The 22,210-nt window shown below is 74.8% G+C and carries 19 protein-coding genes; 14 read left to right on the top strand and 5 right to left on the bottom strand.

From position 1 onward, the window contains the following. Positions 1–4 precede the first annotated feature (4 nt). From NMK34_RS13595 to NMK34_RS13625, 7 genes are all read left to right on the top strand, one after another. Entirely contained in the window at positions 5–946 is a 942-nt protein-coding gene (locus tag NMK34_RS13595; RefSeq protein ID WP_318333683.1) for an enediyne biosynthesis protein UnbU, read from the top strand. Next, positions 943–6,648 carry a type I polyketide synthase gene (locus NMK34_RS13600; protein WP_318333684.1) on the top strand — a complete coding sequence of 1,902 codons (5,706 nt, stop codon included), beginning with the start codon at positions 943–945 and terminating at the stop codon, positions 6,646–6,648. The genes NMK34_RS13595 and NMK34_RS13600 overlap by 4 nt, the downstream gene beginning before the upstream one ends. After that, positions 6,645–7,103 (top strand): acyl-CoA thioesterase, encoded by a 459-nt coding sequence (locus NMK34_RS13605; protein ID WP_318333685.1) that lies wholly within the window; start codon positions 6,645–6,647, stop codon positions 7,101–7,103. Before NMK34_RS13600 ends, NMK34_RS13605 begins: the two co-directional genes overlap by 4 nt. After that, positions 7,100–7,774 carry an NADPH-dependent F420 reductase gene (locus NMK34_RS13610; protein WP_318333686.1) on the top strand — a complete coding sequence of 225 codons (675 nt, stop codon included), beginning with the start codon at positions 7,100–7,102 and terminating at the stop codon, positions 7,772–7,774. The genes NMK34_RS13605 and NMK34_RS13610 overlap by 4 nt, the downstream gene beginning before the upstream one ends. A gap of 24 nt (positions 7,775–7,798) precedes the next feature. Then, entirely contained in the window at positions 7,799–8,725 is a 927-nt protein-coding gene (locus NMK34_RS13615; RefSeq protein WP_318333687.1) for a hypothetical protein, read from the top strand. A 182-nt stretch (positions 8,726–8,907) separates the two neighbouring features. Beyond that, the gene (locus NMK34_RS13620; RefSeq protein WP_318333688.1) at positions 8,908–10,131 is read left to right on the top strand and encodes a multidrug effflux MFS transporter; all 1,224 of its coding nucleotides are present in this window, start codon (positions 8,908–8,910) and stop codon (positions 10,129–10,131) included. A 49-nt stretch (positions 10,132–10,180) separates the two neighbouring features. Beyond that, positions 10,181–10,756: an adenylate kinase gene (locus tag NMK34_RS13625; RefSeq protein WP_318333689.1), complete on the top strand. Its 576-nt coding sequence runs from the start codon at positions 10,181–10,183 to the stop codon at positions 10,754–10,756. On the opposite strand, the gene NMK34_RS13630 is transcribed toward NMK34_RS13625, so the two are convergent. Genes NMK34_RS13630 through NMK34_RS13640 form a run of 3 tightly spaced genes read right to left on the bottom strand, consistent with a single transcriptional unit; the run spans position 10,757 to position 12,906 of the window. Further along, positions 10,757–11,704 carry an acyltransferase domain-containing protein gene (locus NMK34_RS13630; RefSeq protein ID WP_318333690.1) on the bottom strand — a complete coding sequence of 316 codons (948 nt, stop codon included), beginning with the start codon at positions 11,702–11,704 and terminating at the stop codon, positions 10,757–10,759. A gap of 48 nt (positions 11,705–11,752) precedes the next feature. Further along, a complete protein-coding gene (locus NMK34_RS13635; protein ID WP_135239645.1) occupies positions 11,753–12,064 on the bottom strand; it encodes a TraR/DksA family transcriptional regulator in 312 nt (103 codons plus the stop codon). A 2-nt stretch (positions 12,065–12,066) separates the two neighbouring features. Next, entirely contained in the window at positions 12,067–12,906 is an 840-nt protein-coding gene (locus tag NMK34_RS13640) for a cell shape-determining protein MreB (RefSeq protein ID WP_318333691.1), read from the bottom strand. A 449-nt stretch (positions 12,907–13,355) separates the two neighbouring features. Here NMK34_RS13640 and NMK34_RS13645 point away from each other — a divergent pair, with 449 nt between their 5' ends. Beyond that, a complete protein-coding gene (locus NMK34_RS13645; RefSeq protein WP_135239647.1) occupies positions 13,356–13,586 on the top strand; it encodes a potassium transporter TrkA in 231 nt (76 codons plus the stop codon). Between the two features lie 42 nt (positions 13,587–13,628). Here NMK34_RS13645 and NMK34_RS13650 read toward each other — a convergent pair whose 3' ends face one another. Together NMK34_RS13650 and NMK34_RS13655 are read right to left on the bottom strand one after the other, a co-directional pair. Then, entirely contained in the window at positions 13,629–14,855 is a 1,227-nt protein-coding gene (locus NMK34_RS13650; protein ID WP_318333692.1) for a PucR family transcriptional regulator, read from the bottom strand. Positions 14,856–14,948: 93 nt separating this feature from the next. Further along, the gene (locus NMK34_RS13655; RefSeq protein ID WP_318336340.1) at positions 14,949–15,893 is read right to left on the bottom strand and encodes a hypothetical protein; all 945 of its coding nucleotides are present in this window, start codon (positions 15,891–15,893) and stop codon (positions 14,949–14,951) included. Between the two features lie 191 nt (positions 15,894–16,084). Between NMK34_RS13655 and NMK34_RS13660 the strand changes: the two genes are divergently transcribed. Genes NMK34_RS13660 through mnhG form a run of 6 tightly spaced genes read left to right on the top strand, consistent with a single transcriptional unit; the run spans position 16,085 to position 22,202 of the window. Then, positions 16,085–18,919 carry a Na+/H+ antiporter subunit A gene (locus NMK34_RS13660; RefSeq protein ID WP_318333693.1) on the top strand — a complete coding sequence of 945 codons (2,835 nt, stop codon included), beginning with the start codon at positions 16,085–16,087 and terminating at the stop codon, positions 18,917–18,919. After that, positions 18,916–19,383: a Na(+)/H(+) antiporter subunit C gene (locus NMK34_RS13665; protein ID WP_318333694.1), complete on the top strand. Its 468-nt coding sequence runs from the start codon at positions 18,916–18,918 to the stop codon at positions 19,381–19,383. The genes NMK34_RS13660 and NMK34_RS13665 overlap by 4 nt, the downstream gene beginning before the upstream one ends. Further along, positions 19,380–20,951, top strand: a complete 1,572-nt coding sequence (locus NMK34_RS13670) for a Na+/H+ antiporter subunit D (protein ID WP_318333695.1) — start codon at positions 19,380–19,382, stop codon at positions 20,949–20,951. The genes NMK34_RS13665 and NMK34_RS13670 overlap by 4 nt, the downstream gene beginning before the upstream one ends. After that, entirely contained in the window at positions 20,948–21,547 is a 600-nt protein-coding gene (locus NMK34_RS13675) for a Na+/H+ antiporter subunit E (RefSeq protein WP_318333696.1), read from the top strand. The genes NMK34_RS13670 and NMK34_RS13675 overlap by 4 nt, the downstream gene beginning before the upstream one ends. Then, complete coding sequence (locus tag NMK34_RS13680) at positions 21,544–21,807, top strand: monovalent cation/H+ antiporter complex subunit F (protein ID WP_013285827.1); 264 nt, start codon at positions 21,544–21,546, stop codon at positions 21,805–21,807. Before NMK34_RS13675 ends, NMK34_RS13680 begins: the two co-directional genes overlap by 4 nt. Further along, positions 21,804–22,202 carry a monovalent cation/H(+) antiporter subunit G gene (gene mnhG / locus NMK34_RS13685; protein WP_318333697.1) on the top strand — a complete coding sequence of 133 codons (399 nt, stop codon included), beginning with the start codon at positions 21,804–21,806 and terminating at the stop codon, positions 22,200–22,202. Before NMK34_RS13680 ends, mnhG begins: the two co-directional genes overlap by 4 nt. The last annotated feature ends 8 nt before the right edge of the window (positions 22,203–22,210 follow it).

The raw sequence follows: 22,210 nt of genomic DNA on the forward strand, positions 1-22,210 counted from the left end.
AACCATGGCCAACAAGGACCCCCGGATCGTCGCGCTGCGCCGGTTCGCCCTGTCCATCACCGTGTTCACGCTGCTGGGGCACACGGTCCTCGGATTCGAGCAGTCGTGGCTCACGCCGATCGCCGCGCTGCTCACCGCGTACGCCCTCGAGCTTCTCCTGGAGACGCTCGAGGCCCGCGTCGAGCGCCGCCCGGTCCGCTACCGCGGCTCCGCCGTCGATCTCGTCAACTTCCTGCTGCCCGCGCACATCGGCGGACTGGCCTGCGCGATGCTGCTCTACGGCAACGAGCGGCTGTGGCCCACCCTGTTCGCCGTCACCGTCGCGATCGCGAGCAAGTACGTGGTGCGGGTGCGCTTCACCGCCGGGGGACCGGCGAAGCACGTCCTCAACCCGAGCAACTTCGGCATCGTCGTGACGCTGCTGTGCTTCACCTGGGTGGGGATCGCACCGCCGTACCAGTTCACCGCGAACATCAACGGGATCTGGGACTGGGTGGTGCCCGGCGCGATCCTGGCCGCCGGCACCATGCTCAACGCCAAGCTGACCCGGCGCGGACCGCTGGTCGCCGCCTGGGTCGCGGGCTTCGCCGCACAGGCGGTGCTGCGGTCGGTGATCTTCGACCATGCGCTGGTGGCGGCGCTCCTGCCGATGACCGGCGTGGCGTTCGTCCTGTTCACCAACTACATGATCACCGACCCCGGAACCACCCCGCACGCGCCGCGCCGGCAGGTCGTGTTCGGTCTGGCCACCGCGGCGGTGTACGGCACGCTCGTGCTCCTGCACATCGAGTTCGGGCTGTTCTTCGCGCTCACCACCGTGTGCGCCGGCCGCTGGGTGGTGATCGTGGTCGCCCGCCGGATCCGCGAGCGGCGGCAGCCGGTCACCGGACCCGGTGCGCCGGAACGCGCCTCCCAGCCCGCCGTCCCGGTCGGAGCCCAGGCATGACCGGCACGAGAGCCCCGATCGTCGTGGTGGGCATGGCCTGCCGGTACCCGGACGCCACGGACCCGGGGCAGCTCTGGCAGACGGTGCTCGGGCGCCGGCGTGCCTTCCGGCCCCTGCCGCCGGAACGGCTGCCGGTCGCCGACTACCACCGGCCCGGCCGCGACGAGGTCGACCACACGTACGTCGACCGCGCCGCCGTCCTCAGCGACTGGGTGTTCGACCGGTCCCGCTTCCACGTGCCCGGTGAGGTCTTCCGGGCGGTCGACCTGACCCACTGGCTGGCCCTGGAGGTGGCCGCGGACGCGCTCGCCGACGCCGGCTGCCCGGCGGGCGCGGGCCTGCCCGACGACCGGGTCGGCGTGCTGCTCGGCAACTCGATGACCGGCGAGTTCAGCCGTGCCAACGGGCTCCGCCTGCGCTGGCCCTACGTGCAGCGGCTGCTCGCCGAGACGCTGGCGGGGCTGGACCTGTCGGACGCCGAGCGGGAGAAGCTGCTCGCCACCGCGGAGGACCGGTTCAAGGAGCCGTTCCCGCCGCCGGGCGAGGAGACGCTCGCCGGGGCCCTGTCGAACACCATCGCCGGCCGGATCTGCAACCACTTCGACTTCCACGGCACCGGTCACACGGTCGACGCCGCCTGCGCCTCGTCGCTGATGGCGGTCGCCACGGCCGCCCGGATGCTCGCCGACGGCGATCTCGACGTGGCGCTGGCCGGTGGTGTGGACCTCAGCCTCGATCCGCTGGAACTGGTCGGCTTCGCCCGCGTGGGCGCGCTGGCCACCGGCGACATGCGGATCTACGACTCGCGGCCGACCGGGTTCCTGCCGGGGGAGGGCTGCGGGATCCTGGTCCTGTGCCGTGAGGACTTCGCCGCGGAACACGGCCTGCGGCCGTACGCGCGGCTGCACGGCTGGGGCACCTCGTCGGACGGCAACGGCGGGCTGACCCGGCCCGAGCCCGCCGGCCAGCTGCTCGCGCTGCGGCGCGCGTACGACCGGGCGGGTCTCACCCCCGAGCAGGTGTCGTTCGTGGAGGGGCACGGCACCGGCACCGCTGTCGGCGACGAGACCGAACTGTCCGCGCTGCGCGACCTGCACGCCGGCCGCCGGCTCCCGGCGGTGCTCGGCAGCGTGAAGGCGAACATCGGGCACACCAAGGCGGCGGCCGGGGTCGCCGGGATGATCAAGGCCGTACTCGCGATCCACCACCAGGTGATCCCCCCGACCACCGGCTGCGAGTCACCGCATCCCGCACTGGCCGCCGCCGGGTCGCCGCTGGTGGTGACCGACGAGCCGACGCCGTGGCCCGGCCCGGACCGGTACGCCTCCGTCAGCGCCATGGGCTTCGGCGGCATCAACGCCCACGTGGTGCTGGGCGGGATCTCGCCCACCACCCGCCGGGTCGTCACCGACGCGGAGCGCCGGGCCGCCCGTCCCCTGCCGTCCCACGAGGTGGTGGTGTGCGCGGCGGCCGACCGTGCGGCCCTGACCGCACGGCTGACCGACCTGGCCGATCTGGCCGGCCGGCTGTCCCGGGCGGAACTGGGTGATCTCGCCGCCATGATGGCCACGGAGCCGGTCGCCGCGGGTGCCGTCCGGTTCGCCGCCGTGGTACGCGACCCGGACGGCCTGGTCCGCGCCGCCCGGCGCGCCGTGACCGCGCTGGCCGGCGCGGACACCGAGCTGTTCGACCCGGAGGCCGGTGTCTTCCTCGGCGCCGGGGCGGCGCCCCGGATCGGCTACCTGTTCTCCGGACAGGGATCCCCGGTCCGTCCGGACGCGGGCGCGCTGGAGGAACTGCTCGACGGGCCGCTCGCCGGGTACGACTCGGAGGTCGAGATCGCGGCGGGCGGCGTTCCGGACACCGCAGTCGCCCAGCCCGCCATCCTGCGCGCCTCGCTCGCCGGTCTGACCTGGCTGCGCCGGCTGGGCGTGGAGGCCGAGGCGGCCGCCGGGCACAGCCTCGGCGAGATCGGCGCGCTGTGCTGGGCGGGGGCACTGGACGACAAGGAGGCCCTCGACCTGGTCCGCGTTCGCGGCCGCCTGATGAGCGACGCGCCGGGTCGCGGCGCGATGGCCGCCGTCGCCGGGCCCGCGGACCGGGTCCGCGAGCTGCTCCGCCCGGGCCCGCTCGTGGTCGCCGGGGAGAACAGCGCGGAGCAGTGCACCGTGTCCGGCCCGGCCGCGGAGGTGGCCCGGTTCGTCGCCGGCGCCCCGGCCGCCGGCCTGCGGGCCACCGCACTGCCGGTCTCGCACGCCTTCCACTCGCCGCTGATGGCCCCCGCGAGCCTCGCCCTGCGCGATCACCTCACCGGACTCGCCGGGCGGGCACCGCGACGGCCGGTCTGCTCCACGGTGACCGGCGACTGGCTCGGCACCGGCACCGACCTCGCCGACCTGCTCACCCGTCAGCTCGTCGAGCCGGTCCGCTTCCGCGACGCGCTGGCGCGCCTGGCCGCGCGAACCGACCTGCTGATCGAGGTGGGCCCCGGCGCCGTGCTGGCCGGGCTGGCCGCGGACCTGCCGGACGCCCGGGTGGTGGCTCTCGACTCGGGCGCGCCCGGCCCGCACGGCATCGCCACGGTGACCGCCGCGCTGTTCGCGACGGGCGCCGGGCCGGACGTGGGCGCGTACTACGCGCGCCGGGCGTGCCGCCGGCTCACGCCGGACTGGCGGCCGGTCTTCCTGCGCAACCCCTGCGAGGGCACGGGCGGGCCGGCACGGACGCCGCAGCCGCCTCGTCCCCGTCCCGCGCCCGTCACGCCGACGCCAGCCCCGCCGGTGGTCACCGCGGACGACACCGACCTGCTGAGCGCCGTCACCCGGCGGGTGGCGGCCATGGTCGAACTCGACGCGGCCACGCTGCGCCCGGACACCCGGCTCGTCGCCGACCTGCACCTCAGCTCGCTGCGGGTCAGCCAGCTCGCCGTGGACGCCGCCGCGGCGGTCGGCCGGTCGGCGCCCGCGGTCCCGGCCGCCCTGGCCGACGCCACCATCGACCAGCTCGCCGCGATGCTCGCCACGCTGCCCGCGGCAGGGGAGGCCGACGCCCCGCCGGCCGGCATCGCCAGTTGGGTGCGCGCCTTCACCGACCGGTTCGTCGAGTCGGCCGCCCCGACGGCCCGGCCGGGCGCCCGGCGCGGGTGGACGGTGCTCGGCACCGAGGACCACCCGCTCAGCAAGGGGGTGGCCGAGCACTTCCCGCTCGCCGACACCCCGGCCGCGCGGCTGCTGCTGCTGCCACCGGGCCTCACGGTGCCGGCGGAGCTGGTCGTGACCGCGCTGCGCGCCACCGCTGCCGACGGGCTGCCGCTCGTGGTGCTGCACCACGGCGGCGTGGGCGCCGCGGTCGGCCGCAGCATCGCCATGGAGCGGCCGGGCGCCGCGGTGATGGTCGCCGAGACCCCGGTGGACGACCGCTGCCTCAAGCTCGTCGCCGAGGCGTCCGTCGACTGGTCCGGCTACGTCGAGGCCGTCTACGACGAGGACGGTGTCCGCACCACCCGGGTCGCCGCCCCGCTCGCGCTGTCCCGCCGGGACGAGCGCATTCCGCTGACTTCCGGCGACGTGCTGCTGGTCACCGGCGGCGCGAAGGGCATCGGGCTGGAGTGCGCCGCCGAGGTGTGCCAGGCCACCGGCGCCACGGCGGTGCTCTTCGGGCGCAGCCCCGGCACGGACCCGGAGGTCCGGGCCGGCCTGGACCGGCTCACCGCGCTCGGGATCACCGCCGGGTACCACGCCGTCGACGTCAGCGACGGACCCGCCGTCACCGCCGCCGTCACCGCTGCCCAGGAGCGGTACGGACCGGTACGCGGGCTGCTGCACGCCGCCGGCCACAACACGCCCCGGCGGATCGAGGACGTGACAGTCGAGGGTCTCCGCGCGACGCTGGCACCGAAGGCCGACGGCTTCGACCACCTGGTCGCGGCCCTCGGCGACGATCTGCGCTTCGCCGTCGCCTTCGGATCCGTCATCGGCCGCACCGGGTTGACCGGCCAGTCGGAGTACGCCGTCGCCAACGAGTGGCTCGCCCGGCGCTGCGCGGAACTGACGCGGGAGCGGCCCCGCACCCGTTGGCTGACGGTGCAGTGGTCGGCCTGGTCGGGCGTCGGCATGGGGGTCCGCCTCGGCGTCCTCGACGCGCTGGTGCGCGACGGGCTCGAACCGATCAGCGTCCCGGCCGGCACCGACCTGCTGCTGCGCCTGCTGGCGGCGCCGGACACCGAGCCGTGCGTGCTGGCCGCCGGCCGGCTGCCCGCCGGACCGACACTGCGCTACCTCGACGACGACCGCACCGGCGGGCGGTTCGCCGAGCGGGTGCTGGCGCTGACGCCGGGGGTGGAGAGCGTCCTCGGTGCCACCCTGACCGCCGGCACCGACCCCTACCTGTCCGACCACGTCGTCGACGGCGTCCCGCTGCTGCCCGCCGTGCTGGGCCTGGAGGCGATGACGCAGGCCGCCACAGCGCTCACCGGGGCGCCGGGGACGCCGGTGCGCCTCACCGGCGTACGGCTCGAACGGCCGGTGACGGTGACCGACCGGCGCGACATCCGGGTCGCGGCGCTGGTCCACGACGACGGCCGGGTGGAGACCGCCCTGCGCAGCGACGACACCGGCTTCGCGGTGGACCACTTCGCGGCGGTCGTGACCACCGGCGCCGTGCCGGCACCCGATCCGGCGGTGCCGGCGCCGGCCGTGCGGCTCGGGGAGCCGGGCCTGCCGGCGGCGGGCCTCTACGGCGGCCTCTACTTCCACGGGCCCGCGTTCCGGCGGGTGCGCGGATATCACGCGCTGAGCGCGTACCGGTGCGTGTTCTCGGTCCGCGCCGAACCCGGCACCGCGTGGTTCGGCATGTACCTCGACGCGTCGCTGCGGCTCGGCGACCCGGGTGCCCGTGACGCCGTGCTGCACGGGCTGCAGGGCTGTGTCCCGGACCGGCGCGTGCTTCCGGTCTCCGTCGAGCGGATCACCGTGTGGCACCGGCCGTCCGGCGTGCTCACCGTCACCGCCCGGCAGCGCGCGGAGGCCGGTGCCGAGTTCGTCTACGACGTGCTGGTGACCGACGAGTCGGGACGTCCGGTCGAGGAGTGGACGGGGCTGGTCCTGCGGGCGGTGGCCGAGATCGGCTGGTCCGAGATGCCGGCGTTCCTCGCCGGTCCGGCAGTGGCCCGGCGGCTGCGGCACCGGCATCCCGGCATCGACGCCGCGGTGCTCCCCGCGACGCGCGGCGACGGCGGACCGACCGTCCGGTTGACCGACTGGCTCGCCGGCGCCGCGCTGGGCGAGCCCGCGGGCGCACGGCACGCCGGCGACGGGCGGGTCACGGTGCCCGGAGGCGGTGGTGTCTCGGCCAGTCACCTCGACGACCTCGTGCTCGTGACGGTGGCGCCGGGCCCGGTCGGCGTCGACTGGGAACGTGTGGACGACCGCCCGCCGCCGCTGGAGGAACGGCACCGGGCCCTCGCCGTGCGGCTCGCCGCCGAGTCCGGGGAGGACGAGGCCGTCGCGGCCGTCCGCGTGTGGACGGCGATCGAGGTGACCCGCAAGCTCGGGCTCGGGCCCTCGGCGCCGCTGGTGTTCACCGGCCGGGAGCCGTCCGGCACGCTCGGCCTGCGCAGCGGCGACCACGTGCTGAGCAGCGTGCTGCTGCGGACCGCCGGGGACGCGCGGCAGGTGGCGGTGTGCGTGGGGACGCCGGCATGAGCGCCCCGGTCTACCGCTACCGGCACCGGGTGACGTTCGACGAGACGAACCTGGTGGGGAACGTCTACTTCGCCCACTACGCCCACTGGCAGGGGCACTGCCGGGAGCACTTCCTCGCCGAGCAGGCGCCCTCCGTGCTCGCCGCCCTCTCGGACGGGCTGGCGCTGGTCACCGTGTCGATGTCGGTCGAGTTCTACGCCGAGAGCCACGCCTTCGACACGGTCGAGATCGAGATGTCGCTCGTCGAGCTCAACGGCAACCGCATCACGATGGGCTTCGACTATCGCCGGGTCCGCCCGGACGGCGCTCCCGCCGAGCTGATCGCGCGGGGCCGGCAGACGGTGGCCGTCATGGAGCGGGTCGACGGCCAGTTGCAGCCGGCACCGGTGCCCGCCGACCTGGCGGCCGCGCTCGCCGTCTACCGCCGTCCCGCGGCGGGGGTGTGGGTCCGATGACGGTCGGTGTCATCGGCTGCGGGCGGATGGGTGCCGCCGTCACCCGCGCTGCCGCCGCCGCGCGCTGCAGCGTGCTGCTCGCCGGACGGACACCCGGCGCGGCGGCCGCCGCCACCGCCGGCGTACCGGGGGCCTTCGCCGCCGACATCCGCGTCGTCCTCGAACGGGCCTCACTCGTCGTGCTCGCCGTTCCGCTCGGTCCGGCGTGCCGGGTGCTGACCGAGACCCCGGTGCCGGGCCGGGGCCGTCCGCTCCTGGACGTCACCAATCCCGCCCTCGGTGGCGAGGAGGTGCCGCCCGGCTCGTCGGGGGCCCACCTGATCGCGGCGGCGGCACCCCCCGGCTGGCACGTCGTCAAGGCGCTGAACACCGTGCCCGCGGCGATGGTCGGCGAGCCGCTCTGCGGCGGGCTGCCGGTCTCCCTGCCGCTGGCCGGCGACGACGCCGGGGCGAAGGGGGTCGCCGGTGCGCTGCTGTCCCGGCTCGGCTTCGCGCCGATCGACGTCGGCGGGCTCGAACACGCCCGGGAACTGGAGTCGCTGGCCGTGCTCCTCCAGGCCGTCAACCAGCGCCACGGCGTACACGGGCGGATCGGGCTGCACATCTGCGGTCCGGACGGCCCGGTGCGGTCGCTCCACACACCCGCGGTGCCGGGTGTGCGTCTCCCGTAACCGATCACCCATCGAGGAGGAACCATGTCCGTAGCCGACCGGGGAGCAGTCCCGGTAGTCACCGTCGACGCGACACCGCAGGGCCGCACGTCCGCGGCCCTCGGCTTCGCCGTGGCGGGCGCGGTGGCCGGGGTGCTGCTCGCCGTCGCCTGGTCGTTCACCTTCGTCGACTCGGTGATCGGCGACAACATCGCCAACTCGCTCCTGGGTCACGACGCGAAGGCGACGGCGATCGGCGGCTCCGTCGCCGGGCTCGCCTTCGCCTTCGTGTCCGGGCTCGCCGGCACGTTCACCGCCTGCAACGTCGCCGCGTTCGGGATGGTCCCGCAGGTCACCAGGGAGACGACGAGGTCCGGACTGCGCGGACTGCTCGCCCCGCTGGGCTGGCTCACCGCCGGCAGCATGGCTGTCGCGCTGACCTACGGTGCCGTGGGCGTGCTGCTCGGTGACCGCCTGCCGCAGCTGTCCACCGCGACCACGGCCGGGGGCGTACCGGTGCGGCTCGTGCAGGCGTCCGTCGTCTTCGGGCTGGCCGGCCTGGCCCTGCTCTACCTCGGCCTGGCGGCGTTGAAGCTGGTTCCGGACCCGTTCGCGGGGCGGCCGCGGGCCCGCCTGGTCGCGCTGGGCGTCATCATCGGCGCCTTCCTGATCGGCCGCCCGTTCCCGCTGTTCCACAAGCTCTTCCTCTACGCGGTGGCCGACGACAACCCGGCGTACGGCGCCGCCGTCTTCGGCCTGCAGACGCTCGGCAACATGCTGGTGATGGTCCTCGTCGTGGTGATCGCGTCGAGGCTGACCGGCGGGCGCCTGCTCACCGCCCCGAGCCGGCGCGGCACCGTGCTGTCGGGCGTCGCGCTGGTGCTCGTCGGCGTGTTCCTCATCGTCTACTGGGACGTACGCGTGCCGGCGCTCTTCGGCGTGGGCTGGTTCCCGACCGCGCCCTGGAACTGAGCCTGCCGCACCGGTGGGCAGGTGCGTGACCTGCGTTACCTCTCGCCGAGACGGGAATGTGATCACCGGGGGCGCATTTGACTCACTGTGTGAGTGCCGCACCCTCCCGCGCCCGGTCGCACGACCGGGCCGGGACGCCCCAGACGACAGATGCCGCCCCGACGCCCACCCCCGGTGACCTGATGAGCCGAGGCCAGCGGCTGAAGCTCGTGCTGGTCCTCGGCTCGCTGATCGCCGTGGGTCCGCTGACGATCGACATGTACCTGCCCGCGCTGCCCGCGATCGTCACGGACTTCGCTACCACGTCGGCGGCGGTCCAGTTGACGCTCACCGGCACGCTCGCCGGGCTCGCCGTCGGGCAGCTGCTGATCGGGCCGCTGTCGGACGCGGTCGGGCGACGCCGCCCGCTGATCGCCGGCCTCCTGCTGCACATCGTGGCGTCGGCGCTGTGCGTGATCGCCCCGAACGTCGCCGTCCTCGGCGTCCTGCGCGTCGTGCAGGGCCTCGGCGTCGCCGCGACCGCCGTGGTGGCGATGGCGGTGGTGCGTGACCTGTTCAGCGGCGCGGCGTTCGCCACCCTGCTGTCCCGGCTGCTGCTGGTGATGGGCGCGGCCCCGGTCCTCGCCCCGACGCTGGGCGGCGGCGTGCTGCGGTGGACCGACTGGCGCGGCGTGTTCGTGGTCCTGGCCGTCTTCGGGGTGCTGCTCGTCGTGCTGGCCACGATCGCGCTGCCCGAGACGCTGCCGCCCGCGCGGCGCCGGCGCGGCGGGGTCGTCGCGACCGTGCGGACGTACGGCGGGCTGCTGCGGGACCGGGTCTTCGTCGGGCTGGTCCTGGTCGCCGGGCTGGCCATGGCCGCGCTGTTCGCGTACGTCGCGGGGTCGTCGTTCGTGCTGCAGGACGGGTACGGGCTCGACGAGCAGCAGTTCGGCCTGGCGTTCGGCGCGGGCGCGATCGGCTTGATCGGCGCCACCCAGTACAACGTGCGGCTGCTGCGGCGCTACCCGTCGCAGTGGATCCTGGTGACCTCGCTGGCGGCGGGCACGGTGGCCGGGCTGGCCCTGGTGGTGTTCGCCGCGACCGGCTTCGGTGGGCTGCCCGCCCTGCTGGTGTCGCTGTGGCTGGTGCTGGCGGCGGCGGGCCTGGCCATGCCGAACGCCCCGGCGCTGGCGCTGTCCCGCCACGGGGAGGCGGCCGGTACCGCCTCGGCCCTGCTCGGCGCGGTGCAGTTCGGCGTGGGCGCGGTGGCCGCGCCGCTGGTGGGCGTACTCGGCACCGGTGCGGTGGCGATGGCGCTGGTGGTGGCCGGTGGGATGGTGGCGGCGCTGGTGGTGCTGCTGGTGGTCGTGCGGCCGTCCCAGCTCGCCGGCCTGGAGGCGGCGCCGGCGGTCGCCGTCGCGCACTGACCGGGCCGCCCGGATCGCGCCGGGTGCGCGCGGTGCCTACGCTGCTGCCATGACCGCCCCGGCCCGCATCCTGGTCGAGGGGATCCACGGCTCCGGCAAGTCGACGCTCGCCGCGCATCTGGCGCAGCGGTTCGGCCTGCCCTGGTATCCGGTCGACGACCTGCTGTGGGAGCCCGGCTGGGTCGAGGTGCCGGTGGCCGAGCAGCGTCGCCGGATCGAGGCGATCTGCCGGCGCGACAGCTGGATCCTCGACGGCGCGTACCACGGCTGGCGGGACGTGGTCCTCGGCCGCGCCGACCTGGTGATCGGCCTGGACCTTCCGCGCGGGGTCTCGTTCCGGCGGCTACTGCGGCGCACGGTGCGGCGGCTGGCCGGCGGGGAGCTGATCTGCAACGGCAACCGGGAGACGCTGCGCAGCGTGCTGTCCCGGGACTCGATCCTGGTGTGGCACCTGACCGGGTTCGGCCGGGCACGCCGGCGCCTGCGGGCCTGGGCGGCCGACCCGGCCGGACCGCCGGTGCTGCTGTTCGGCGACCAGGCCGCGCTCGACGCCTGGCTGGCCCGCGGTGCGCCGCTGCCGCCGCATGCCGGTCCGGACCGGGGCGGCCTGCGGCCGCTGACGTGACTACATCGGGAAGCGGCCCCGGCGCCACTGCCAGTGGCGACCCGCCCGGAGGTGGTCGATCACCGCGCGCTGGAGCACGGTACGGCGCGGCAGCCGGTCCAGCGGCGTGTCCAGGGTGCGGAACACGAACCGCAGCACCTCGACGTCGCCGTCCAGGCCGGGCTGCTCCTGGTAGGGCTCCAGCGTGAACCGCCGCTGGAACCGGACGATGTTGGAGTCCTCCGGCAGGTACTCGCGCAACTGCGGGTCGAGCAGCCACGAGCCGCAGGAGAACGCGGTGTAGCGCTCGCCCGGGAAGTGGCGCGGGAAGAACGCGCGGGCCCGGTCCAGCGACGCGTCGACCGCCTCCGGGGTCAGCGGTCCCGAGTCCGGGATGTGCAGGTCGATCGCCTCGGCGTCGCCGCGCTGGTGCTGGAGCCGGCCCAGCTCGTAGAGGCCGCCGCGCGCGTGCAGCGTCAGCCAGCACTGCATGACCGGCCACCCCTCGCCGTTCATCCGCCGGTCGACGGCGAGGTTGTTGCCCAGGTCGGCGAGCGTCGCCCAGGACACGTCGTCGGGGACGCCGTGATCGCGGTGGTAGGCCCGGACCACGTCGACGAGTGCGAGGTACGCGTAGACGTAGAGGTGCCGCCAGGCCAGCCCCCGCTCGCGCGGCAGCGCCGGGCCCGGCGGCAGCCAGGCGTGGCCGCCGAGGTCGGCGCGGACCAGGGCGATCGAGCGGTCGAGCAGCCAGCGCAGCTCCGGGGTCCACAGTGGTGACCCCGGTTCCGGCCAGCCCGCGAGGATCTCGGCGGCGTCGTCGGGGCGTACCGCGAGCCGGGCCAGCAGGGCTGGTGCGTCCGCCCGGCCGGGCAGCGGCGCGGAGGGCAGGTCACCGGCGAGCCGGTGTACCCGGTCGACCTCCTCGGCGGGCACGCCGAGCCGGCCGGCGACGTCATCGACATCCATGGCGGTGACGCTACCGGCCGGCGCCCGCCCCGACAGCCCCGCGCGTGCTCAGCGGCGTTGCTGGCACGGCACACAGAAGCGGGCCGAGGGCAGGATCTCCAGGCGGGCGGTCGGGATGTCCTGCCCGCACCGCTCGCAGACGCCGTACGTGCCCTCGGACATCCGCTTCAGCGCCTGGGCGGTGTCCGCGATGCCCTGCCGGGCGGTCTCGACGAGCCGGCGCAGCGTGTCCGGGTCGTGGCCGCCGTAGTCGGGCTGCCGCGTGTGCAGCGTCAGCTCGGTGAGCTGGTCGGTGTACTCGCCGAACTGCCGGTCCAGCAGTTCGCGCAGCGTGTCGGTGCGGTTGAGGGCGTGCGTCATGATCAGGCGCTCCTTTCCGGGCGGGGCGGGGTGTCGTGCGGGTGTCGCAGGGCCGAGATGGCGGCCATGCCGGCGCCGGTCAGCGCGGCGGTACGGGGTGACGCGGCGCGGTGCACCGTCGCGCCGAGCGTGGCGACCAGGCGGGCGGTCACGTCGGGCCGGGTGGCACCGTCACCTATGACGATCGGGCCACGGGCCAGCGCGTCGCGGACCACGGGCCGTAGCGTCGCGTCCTGTCGCAGCTCGCGTACCAGCCGGGCGGTGGTGTCGGCGAGCATGGCGGCGGTCGTCGCGTGGTTGAGGTCCCGAGTACCGACGTCGGCCCGGCGGGCGGCGACCACCCGGCCGTCCTTCAGCAACGCCACCTCGGTGAGCTGGGCGCCGATGTCGGCGACCAGCAGGGTGCCGGCGGCGGCGCCGGCGCCGATGGCGCCCGCCCGGACGCTGTCGAGGAACAGCAGCCGGGACGGCGCGAGCACGGCGGTGAGCACCCGGCGGGTCGCCTCCTGCTCGGCCGGCGCGGCGAGCACCGGACGGCAGGCCACGACCAGCGCGCCGACCGGGACCGGGGTGCGGTGGTCGCGCAGGATCCGCCGCAGCTCGGAGACGCAGGCCGGGCCGTCGATGATCCGGCCGCGCCGCACGACCGGGCTGCGCAGGCCGTGTCCGAGCGGCACGCTCAGCGTCCGGCCCGGTCCGAGCCAGATCCGCAGCAGGCTGCTGCCGAGGTCCACGGCGATCGGCGCCGCGTCGACGGTGACCGGCGGTCGGCTGCCGTGGGAACGGCCGATCAGCATGCCGGTACGGACCGGTGGGCGAATGGCGGTGACAGGGTGCGGCATTCCGACCTCTTTCGGATCAGGGTGCCCAACGGGCGGTGGACGTGCGGGGGAGGGGCGTGGCCGGGGCCGCGGGCGTCGGATTCACTCGACGACGCCGGCGGCCGGAGGGCTCAGACGCGCTTCTGGTCGCCGCTCGCAGATCGGGACGCGAGGAGACCGGCGAACACCGGTGGCGGAGCCATCGACGTGCGGGTCATGCTCACCACCTCCTCGCTACTCGGGTACCGCCTCGGACCTCCAGCGTCGCCGGGAACGTCACGCGCGGCACTGCGCGCCACCGGCCAACAAAGGGCGCGATGATTGCCGGTCGCCGGAACCCGGATCCGCCCATACCCCCTGGCTATGGTTGAGACATGGAGAACGCGAGCTCAGCTCGAACGTCCACCGCGTCGCCCTAGCTCCGGCCGGCTCCGGCCGGTCCCCGGCGGCCGCGTGCGAAGGAGGTCCCCGTGATCATCGAACGTACGAACCTCCCCGGCATCGGGGTCCGGCACACGCTGGTCACCGAGGAGGGCCGTCGCATCGGGGTGATCGACTATCAGGTGGGCGGCCGGCGCGACGTCGTCCACGACGACCCGGACGACCCGGACCGCATGGTCACGCTCACGCTCACCCGTGACGAGGCGTCGGCTCTGGCCAACCTGCTCGGCTTCCCGGAGCTGGTCGCCGTACCGGCCTGAGCCGCCTGTCACACCGGCGGCGGGCCCGGGCCGGCGGCGGCCCTACGCCGGCAGCGGCCGACGCGGCCAGTCCAGTGCCCGCGCGCCGAGCACGGCGGCGTGCAGCGTGAACCGGTCCCGCGCGTCGGCCGGGTCGTAACCGCTCAACGCCCGGATCCGGGCCAGCCGGTAGGTGACGGTGCGCACCGACACGTGCAGCCGGCGGGCGGCCTCGGTCGACACCTCGCCGCAGGCGAAGTACTCGGTGAGCGTGTCCAGCAGCGGCTCGGCGCCGCCACGCGCCTGGGCCAGCGGCGTCAGCACCGCCCGTACCAGGTCGACCATGGCCGGCTGGTCGCGCAGCAGCACGCGGTAGATCAGCAGGTCGTGCGCGTCGATCACGGATGCCGCGCTGTGCAGGCGGCGCGCCGTGGTGAGCGCCTCCCGGGCCTCCTCGTACGAGCGGGCGATGCCGTAGACGCCCGGGTGCGGGCGGCCCACCGCCACCTGCCACGGCCGGCCCCGCACCAGGCGGTCCAGCTCGCCGTGCATCAGCGCGCCCAGGTTGCCGGTCGCGCCGGCGCCGCGGCCCTGGTCGGCGGCCACCGGGTCCGCCGGGGCGATCACCACGAGCAGCCCTTCCTTCGTGGCCACCAGCACGTCCCGGTCGCCGAGCCGGTCGAAGATGACCCGCTCCAGCGCGCTGATCGCCGCCTCGGTGTCCGGCAGCCGTCGGCCGGGCGCGGCCAGCGCGACCTGGTGCACCCGGGCCAGGTCCAGGCCGAACGGCTCGGCCCGCTCCACCAGCCCGCCCAGGTCGGAGTCGCCGCGCAGCAGGTCGTCGACGAGCTCCCGGCGCAGCGACTCCTCCCGCCGGACCAGTTCCCGGCGGGCCACCGCGTACCCCTCGGCGAGCGTGGCCACCGCGGTGTCGACCACGTGCAGCACGGCGTCGGCGGCGGCGCGGACCGCCTCGCTGTCGTCGGACCGGTCCAGGTGCGGCAGTTGCCGCCAGACGCGCCGAGCCGCGGACAGGTAGAGACGTACCGCGCGGCCGGCGGAGATCCCCTGCTCGGCGGCGCGCCGGCCCAGCGCGCCGACCGCGTCGAGCTCGGCGCGGCGCGGTCGGCGTCCGGTCACCGCCGCGTCGGTCAGCAGCCGCAGGTAGTCGCCGAGCAGCTCCACCGGCACGCCACCGGCGTCGGCGCCCGCCGCGCGGGCCACCTCGGCCAGCCACTGCTCGTCCTCGCCGCCCACGACCGGCGCCGGACGGCGGGCGCTGTCGGTCATCGCGGTCCCCCCGGGCGGGGCCGGCACCGGACGCCGGCCCATCGCATCAGCCTAGGCGGGCCGTCCGGTGGCCGGCCGCGCGCGCCGCCTGTGTCATGCCCGCGACGACGGGTCGATCACCAGCGCCGGGCCGGTGCGCCGCCCGCCGCGGGGCCCGCGGGTCAGCAGCTCCGCCGCCCGCGCCGGGTCGTCCCCGGCGGCCACCTGATCGAGTACGCGCAGCCAGCGCTCGCCGTGCGCGTCGGTGAAGCCGGTGCCGACGACGGCGATCCGGCGGCCGGTGACCGGGCCGGGTACGGCGTGCTCGCCCGGCTCGGTGGAACCGATCGCCGGCCCGGCCGCCACCCCTGCGGGGCCGGCGCGGTCCCCGGCGGCGACCACGAGATCCGGTGACCCGCAGCGCACCGCGCGGACCGATCCGGCGCGGTCCACCTCCACGATCGTGGCGCGCAGGTGCCCCGCCGGAGCGAGGTCGCGGACCACCTTCTCGAGCGCGCCGGCCAGGTGCGGCACGGTGCGCCGCGGCCCGGCGGCGGCCCGGTGGAACGCCTGCTCGATCGCCCGGCGCCCGGCGGGGGTGTCCAGCGCGGCGCCGGTGACGGTGCCGAGCAGGACGCGCAGCCCGCCACCGTGGACCGGTACGGCGGCGCCGATCTCGCCGGCGGTGCCGCAGATCGCCAGCGCGGCGCCTCCCGGCCCGGCGGGCACGGTGAACACCGCGACGTCCCGCAGCGCGGCGGCGCGCGTCACCGTCGCGGTCCGCGTCCGGCGGCGCGCCCAGGCCAGGGCCGGCACCACGGCCAGGCCGGCCGCCGAGGCGAGCAGCGCCTGCGGATCACTGCGGTGGCCGGGGACCACCGGTACGACGACGGACAGCGCGACCAGCACGCCCGCCCACGCCGACACCAGCGCCGCGACCCGGGGCCGGGCGGAGACGCCGAGCAGACCCGGTAGCAGCACCCAGCCGACCGGCGTGCTGACCTCGGCGAGGCCCATCAGCATCGCGTTTCCGGTGGTGCCCGCCAGGGCGGCTCGCATCGGCAGCACGCCGACAACCCTATCGGGGCGGCCGCCGGACGCCGACCGGTGTACCGGGCAAAGTAAACCTCACTCCTTACCCGAAACAGAGCGGAGCCGACACGACACGTTCGCGTGATTCTCTCGACATACCGCCTCGCCGAGTCGCCGGTTAGGGTTGACGTACCGCAGGTCGATCTTGAGGAGTGTGTGTGCTGGTTCTGGTGGCGGTCCATGCGTTCGCAGCCGTGACCGCCCCCGTGCTGGTACGCCTCCTCGGTCGGCGGGCTCTCTATCTGCTGGCGACCGTCCCGGCGGCGGCGCTGATCTGGGCGGTGACCCGTACCGAACCGGTCCGTGCGGGCCGGCCCGTCGTCGAGACCGTCACCTGGGTGCCGCAGCTCGGTCTGGAACTCGCGCTGCGCATGGGCACGCTGTCCTGGCTGCTGGTGCTGCTCGTCGGTGGGGTCGGCGCCCTCGTGCTCGTCTACAGCGCGCGCTACTTCCGCTCCGACGATCCCGGCCTCGGCCGGTTCGCCGCGGTGTTCGTCGCGTTCGCCGGCGCGATGCTCGGCCTGGTCGTCTCCGACGACCTGCTGCTGCTCTACGTGTTCTGGGAACTCACCACCGTCTTCTCGTACCTGCTGATCGGCAGCGACCCGACCAAGCGGGCCAGCCGCCGCGCGGCGATGCAGGCGCTGCTGGTCACCACGCTGGGCGGCCTGGCGATGCTCGCCGGGTTCGTGATGCTCGGCCAGCACGCCGGCTCGTACCGGTGGTCGGAGATCGCCGGGAACCTGCCCGACGGCGGCTACCTCGCCGTCGCGCTGGTGCTCGTCCTGCTCGGGGTGACCAGCAAGTCGGCGATCTTCCCGTTCAGCTTCTGGCTGCCGCGGGCGATGGCCGCGCCCACGCCGGTCAGCGCGTACCTGCACGCCGCCGCGATGGTCAAAGCGGGTGTCTTCCTGGCCGCGCTGATGGGCCCGGCGGTGGGCCAGACCACCGTGTGGCGCGCCGTCCTGCTGGCCGGTGGCCTGATCACGCTGTTCCTCGGCGGCTGGACGGCGCTGCGGCAGGTCGACCTGAAGCTGCTGCTGGCGTACGGCACGGTGAGCCAGCTCGGCCTGCTCATGGTGATCCTCGGCGCGGGCACCCGGGACACCGCGCTGGCCGGCGCCGCGATGCTGCTGGCGCACGCCCTGTTCAAAGCCACACTGTTCCTCGTCGTCGGCGTCGTCGACCACGTCACCGGCACCCGCGACCTGCGGGAGCTCAGCGGGCTGGGCCGGCGCGCGCCGGTGCTGGCGGCGGTCGCCGGACTCGCGGCCGCCTCGATGGCGGGCCTGCCGCCGCTGATCGGCTTCGTGGCCAAGGAGGCCGCGCTCGAGGCGTTCCTGCACGGCGGCGCCACCGAACTGGCCGTGCTCGCCGGAGTGGTGGCCGGCTCGGCGCTGACCGTCGCGTACACCGCGCGGTTCCTCTGGGGCGCGTTCGCCGCCAAGCCCGGCGTCGCGGAGACCCGGCCGCACCGGATCGAGCCGGCGTTCATCGGCCCGGCGGCGGTGCTCGCCCTCGCCGGCCTCGCGGTCGGCGTCCTCGCCCCGGCGGTGGACCGGGTGCTGGCCCCGTACGCCGATCAGTTCCCGACCGCCGACCCCGGCTACCACCTGGCCCTCTGGCACGGCCTGACCCCGGCGCTGGGCCTGTCGGCGCTGGCGGTGACCGCCGGTCTCGGGCTGTTCCTGCTGCTGCACCGGCGCCGGCCCTACCTACCGCGGCTGCCGTTCGACGGCGCCACCGGCTACGACCGACTGGCCGGCGCGGTCGACCGCGCGGCGGTGGAGCTGACCGGCGCCACCCAGCGCGGCTCGCTGCCCTTCTACCTCGGCGTCATCCTGCTGGTGCTGGTCGTGCTGCCCGGCGGCGCGGTACTCGCCGGCGCGCCGTGGGCCCGCCGGTTCCAGCTCTGGGACACCCCGTTGCAGGCCGTCGCCGGCGCGGTCATCGTGGTCGCGGCGCTGGTGGCCGCGCGTTCCCGCCGCCGGCTGACCGCGATGATCCTGGTCGGCGTGACCGGCTACGGCACGGCGCTGATGTTCATCCTGCACGGCGCGCCCGACCTCGCGCTCACCCAGTTCCTGGTGGAGACCGTCACGATCGTGATGTTCGTGCTGGTGCTGCGCCGCCTGCCGCGCCGGTTCTCGGCCCGCCCGATCCGCGCCACCCGGCGGTTCCGGGTCGCGCTCGGCGTCGCCGTCGGCGTGGTCACCGCCGGGATGGCGTACGTGGCGGCGGGCAGCCGGACCGCCACGCCGATCTCGGTCGGCTTCCCGGACGAGGCCGTGTCCTACGGCGGCGGCAAGAACGTGGTCAACGTGACGCTCGTCGACATCCGGGCCTGGGACACGATGGGCGAGATCGCCGTGCTGGTGGTGGCCGCCACCGGTGTAGCCAGCCTGATCTTCCGCCGCTCCCGCGCGCTGGACCTGCGCAGCGGCATCCCCGGCGCCGGCCGGCAGCAGTCGTCGCGCCCGCGCTGGCTCACCAGCGGCGCGACCTCCCGGCAGCAGTCGGTGATCCTCCAGGTGGTCACCCGGCTGCTCTTCCACGCCATCCTGCTGTTCTCGATCTACCTGCTCTTCTCCGGTCACAACGCCCCCGGTGGCGGGTTCGCCGCCGGGCTGGTCGCCGGGCTGGGGCTCGCCGTGCGGTACCTGGCGGGCGGGCGTACCGAACTCAACGGCGCCGCGCCCGTGGACGCGGGCCTGGTGCTCGGCGCGGGGCTGTTCGTCGCGGTCGGCACCGGCGTGGCCGCGATGCTGCTGGGCGGCGAGTTCCTGCAGAGCGCGACGCTCGACTTCCACCTGCCGCTGCTGGGCCACGTGCACTTCGTGACGTCGGTCTTCTTCGACGTCGGCGTCTACCTCATCGTGGTCGGCCTCGTCCTGGACATCCTGCGCAGCCTGGGCGCCGAGATGGACCGCCAGGAGGAGGTCGACGAACAGGAGACCGAACCGGCCGGCGTACGGGAAGAGGAGCTGGTGTGAGCCCGAACATCCCCAACCTGGTCTACGTCGTGGTCATCGGCGTCCTGTTCGCCACCGGCGTCACCCTGCTGCTGGAACGCAGCCTCACCCGCGTCCTGATGGGGGTCATCCTGCTCGGCAACGGCGCCAACCTGCTGCTGCTCACCGGCGGCCGGGCCGGCGGCCCGCCGATCGTCGGCACCACCGCCCAGGAGGACATGTCCGACCCGCTGCCCCAGGCGATGGTGCTGACCGCGATCGTGATCACGCTCGGTATGACCGCGTTCCTGCTCGCGCTGGCCTACCGGAGCTGGCACCTCAACGGGCACGACGAGGTGCAGGACGACGTCGAGGACCGCCGGATCATGGAGCTGGCCGACCGGGACGAGGGCCCGGGCACCTCGGACTCGGACACCGTCGACGCCGCCGACGGCAGCCCCGAGGCACGGGTGCTCGTCGCCGGCGAGGCGGAGGCCGTCCGATGACCTGGCTCGTACCGCTGCCGGTGGTGATGCCGCTGCTCGGCGCCGCCCTCACCCTGCTGCTCGCCCGCCGGGCCCGCGCCCAGCGGTGGGTCAGCATCATCGTGCTCACCGCCACCGTCGCGGTGGCCGCGATGCTCCTGGTCCGCTCCTCGCTGGACGGCCCGCTCGTGGTGGAGGTGGGCGGCTGGGTGGCGCCGATGGGCATCGTGCTCGTCGCCGACCAGCTCGCCGCGCTGATGCTCGTGGTGTCCGCCTCGGTCACCCTGTGCGTGCTCGTCTACTCCATCGGGCAGGGCATGGCCGACGGCAACGAGGAGACACCGCTGTCGGTCTACCACCCGACCTACCTGGTGCTGACCGCCGGCGTGTGCAACGCCTTCCTCTCCGGCGACCTGTTCAACCTCTACGTCGGCTTCGAGATCCTCCTGGTGGCGAGCTACGTGCTGCTGACGCTCGGCAGCACCGAGACGCGGATCCGGGCCGGCACCACGTACGTCGTGGTCAGCCTGCTCTCCTCGCTGATCTTCCTGGTGGCGATCGGCCTGGTCTACTCCGCCACCGGCACGCTGAACCTGGCGCAGCTCGCCGACCGCCTGGACGCGCTGCCCGACGACATCCGCCTGGTGCTGCAGGGCATGCTGCTGCTCGCCTTCGGGATCAAGGCGGCGGTGTTCCCGCTGTCGGCGTGGTTGCCGGACAGCTACCCGACCGCGCCCGCGCCGGTCACGGCGGTCTTCGCCGGCCTGCTCACCAAGGTCGGCGTGTACGCGATCATCCGCACCGAGACGCTGCTGTTCCCCGGCGGCCGCACCGCCGACCTGCTCATGGTGATAGCGGCGCTGACCATGGTGGTGGGCATCCTCGGCGCGGTCGCGCAGTCGGACATCAAACGGCTGCTGTCGTTCACGCTGGTCAGCCACATCGGGTACATGCTGTTCGGGGTCGGCCTGACCACTCCGCTCGGCCTGTCCGCGGCGATCTTCTACGTGGTGCACCACATCACCATCCAGACCACCCTGTTCCTCGCCGCCGGCCTGGTCGAACGACGCGGTGGCAGCACCGCGCTGGACCGCCTCGGGGGCCTGGCCCGGCTGTCACCACTGCTGGCGGTGCTGTTCTTCGTGCCCGCGCTGAACCTGGCCGGCATACCACCGTTCTCCGGGTTCCTCGGCAAGCTCGGCCTGGTGCAGGCCGGTGTCGACGACGGCGGGTTCCTGGCCTGGTCGCTGGTCGCCGGGGGACTGCTCACCAGCCTGCTCACGCTCTACGCCATCGCCCGGGTGTGGAACCTCGCCTTCTGGCGGGCGCCGCACGCGGACATGCCGGAGTCCGGTGACGCCGAGCAGGCGGCCCGCACCGACGGCGCCGAGCAGCCGCACGACGGCCCCTCGCCGGCCGGAGCGGTGCTGCCCCGGCTGATGACCGTGTCCACCGCCGCCCTCGTGGTGCTCGGCCTGGCGTTGACGGTGGTGGCCGGGCCGCTGTTCGACATCAGCACCGACGCCGCCGACGACCTGTTGCGCCGTGCCCCGTACGTCGAGGCCGTGTTCCCGGAGGGACCGCCGTGACCAGTCAGCCGAAAGCGCCGCTGACCCGCCGTGACCGCTGGCGCAACCGGGCCATCGCGGTGACCGGCCTGGTCACCGTCTGGGTGCTGTTGTGGGGCACCTTCAGCTGGGCCAACGTGATCAGCGGACTCGTGGTCGCGGCAGTGCTGCTGGTGGTCTTCCCGCTTCCCCCTGTCACGTTCGCCGGCCGGATCCGGCCGGTACCGCTGCTGCGGTTCGTGATCCGCTTCCTGTACGACCTGGTGGTCGCGTCCGCCCAGGTGGCCTGGCTCGCCGTCCGGCCCGGGCACCCGCACTCGGCGATCATCGCGGTGCGCCTGCGGGTGAACACCGACCTCAACCTGACCCTCAACGCCGAGGCGCTGTCGCTGGTGCCGGGCAGTCTCATCCTGGAGGCCGACCGGAGTACCGGGACGCTCTACGTGCACGTCATCGGGATCCGGAGCCCCGACGAGGTGGAACGGTTCCGGCGCAGCGTGCTGGAGCTGGAGGCGCGCATCGTCGCCGCCGTCGGCTCGGCCGAGGAGCGCGACCGGATCCGCCACGACGAGGCCGAACCCGCCGGTTCGGTCGAACTGGAAGGAGCACCGACGTGACCGTCGTCGCCGTGATCGTCACCGCGCTGCTCGTCGCGGCCGGTGGGCTCACTCTCGTCCGCATCATCCGCGGGCCGTCCATCCTCGACCGGGCCGTCGCCACCGACGTGCTGCTCGCCGTCGCGGTCGCGGCCATCGCCACCGAGGCCGCCTACAGCCGGGACGCCACCGCGCTGCCGGTCCTCGTCGTCCTCGCCCTCGTCGGTTTCGTCGGCTCGGTGAGCGTCGCCCGGTTCGCGTCCCGGAGAAGCCCGAAGTGACCGCCGACGCGATCCTGGACATCGTCGCCAGCGTCTGCCTGATCGCCGGCGCGCTGCTCTGCCTCGCCGCGGGCATCGCGTTGGTCCGCTTCCCGGACGTGCTGTCGCGGATGCACGCGGCGGCCAAGCCGCAGGTGCTCGGGCTGCTGCTGGTGCTGCTCGGCTGCGCGCTGCGGCTGCGTACCGGGGTGGACATCACCACGCTGGTGCTGGTCGGCCTGTTCCAGCTCGCCACCGCCCCGGTCGCGGCGCACATGGTCGGGCGGACCGCGTACCCGCACGACGACATCCGGCGGGACCTGCTGATCACCGACGAGCTGGCCGACCACATCGACCGGATCCGCGCGGACCGGGCCGGTGAGCCGGAGGAGACGGCGCCGGTCCGCGCGTCCTGACACTCCGT

Source organism: Micromonospora sp. BRA006-A (assembly GCF_033433935.1).
GTDB classification, from domain to species: Bacteria; Actinomycetota; Actinomycetes; order Mycobacteriales; family Micromonosporaceae; genus Micromonospora; species Micromonospora aurantiaca.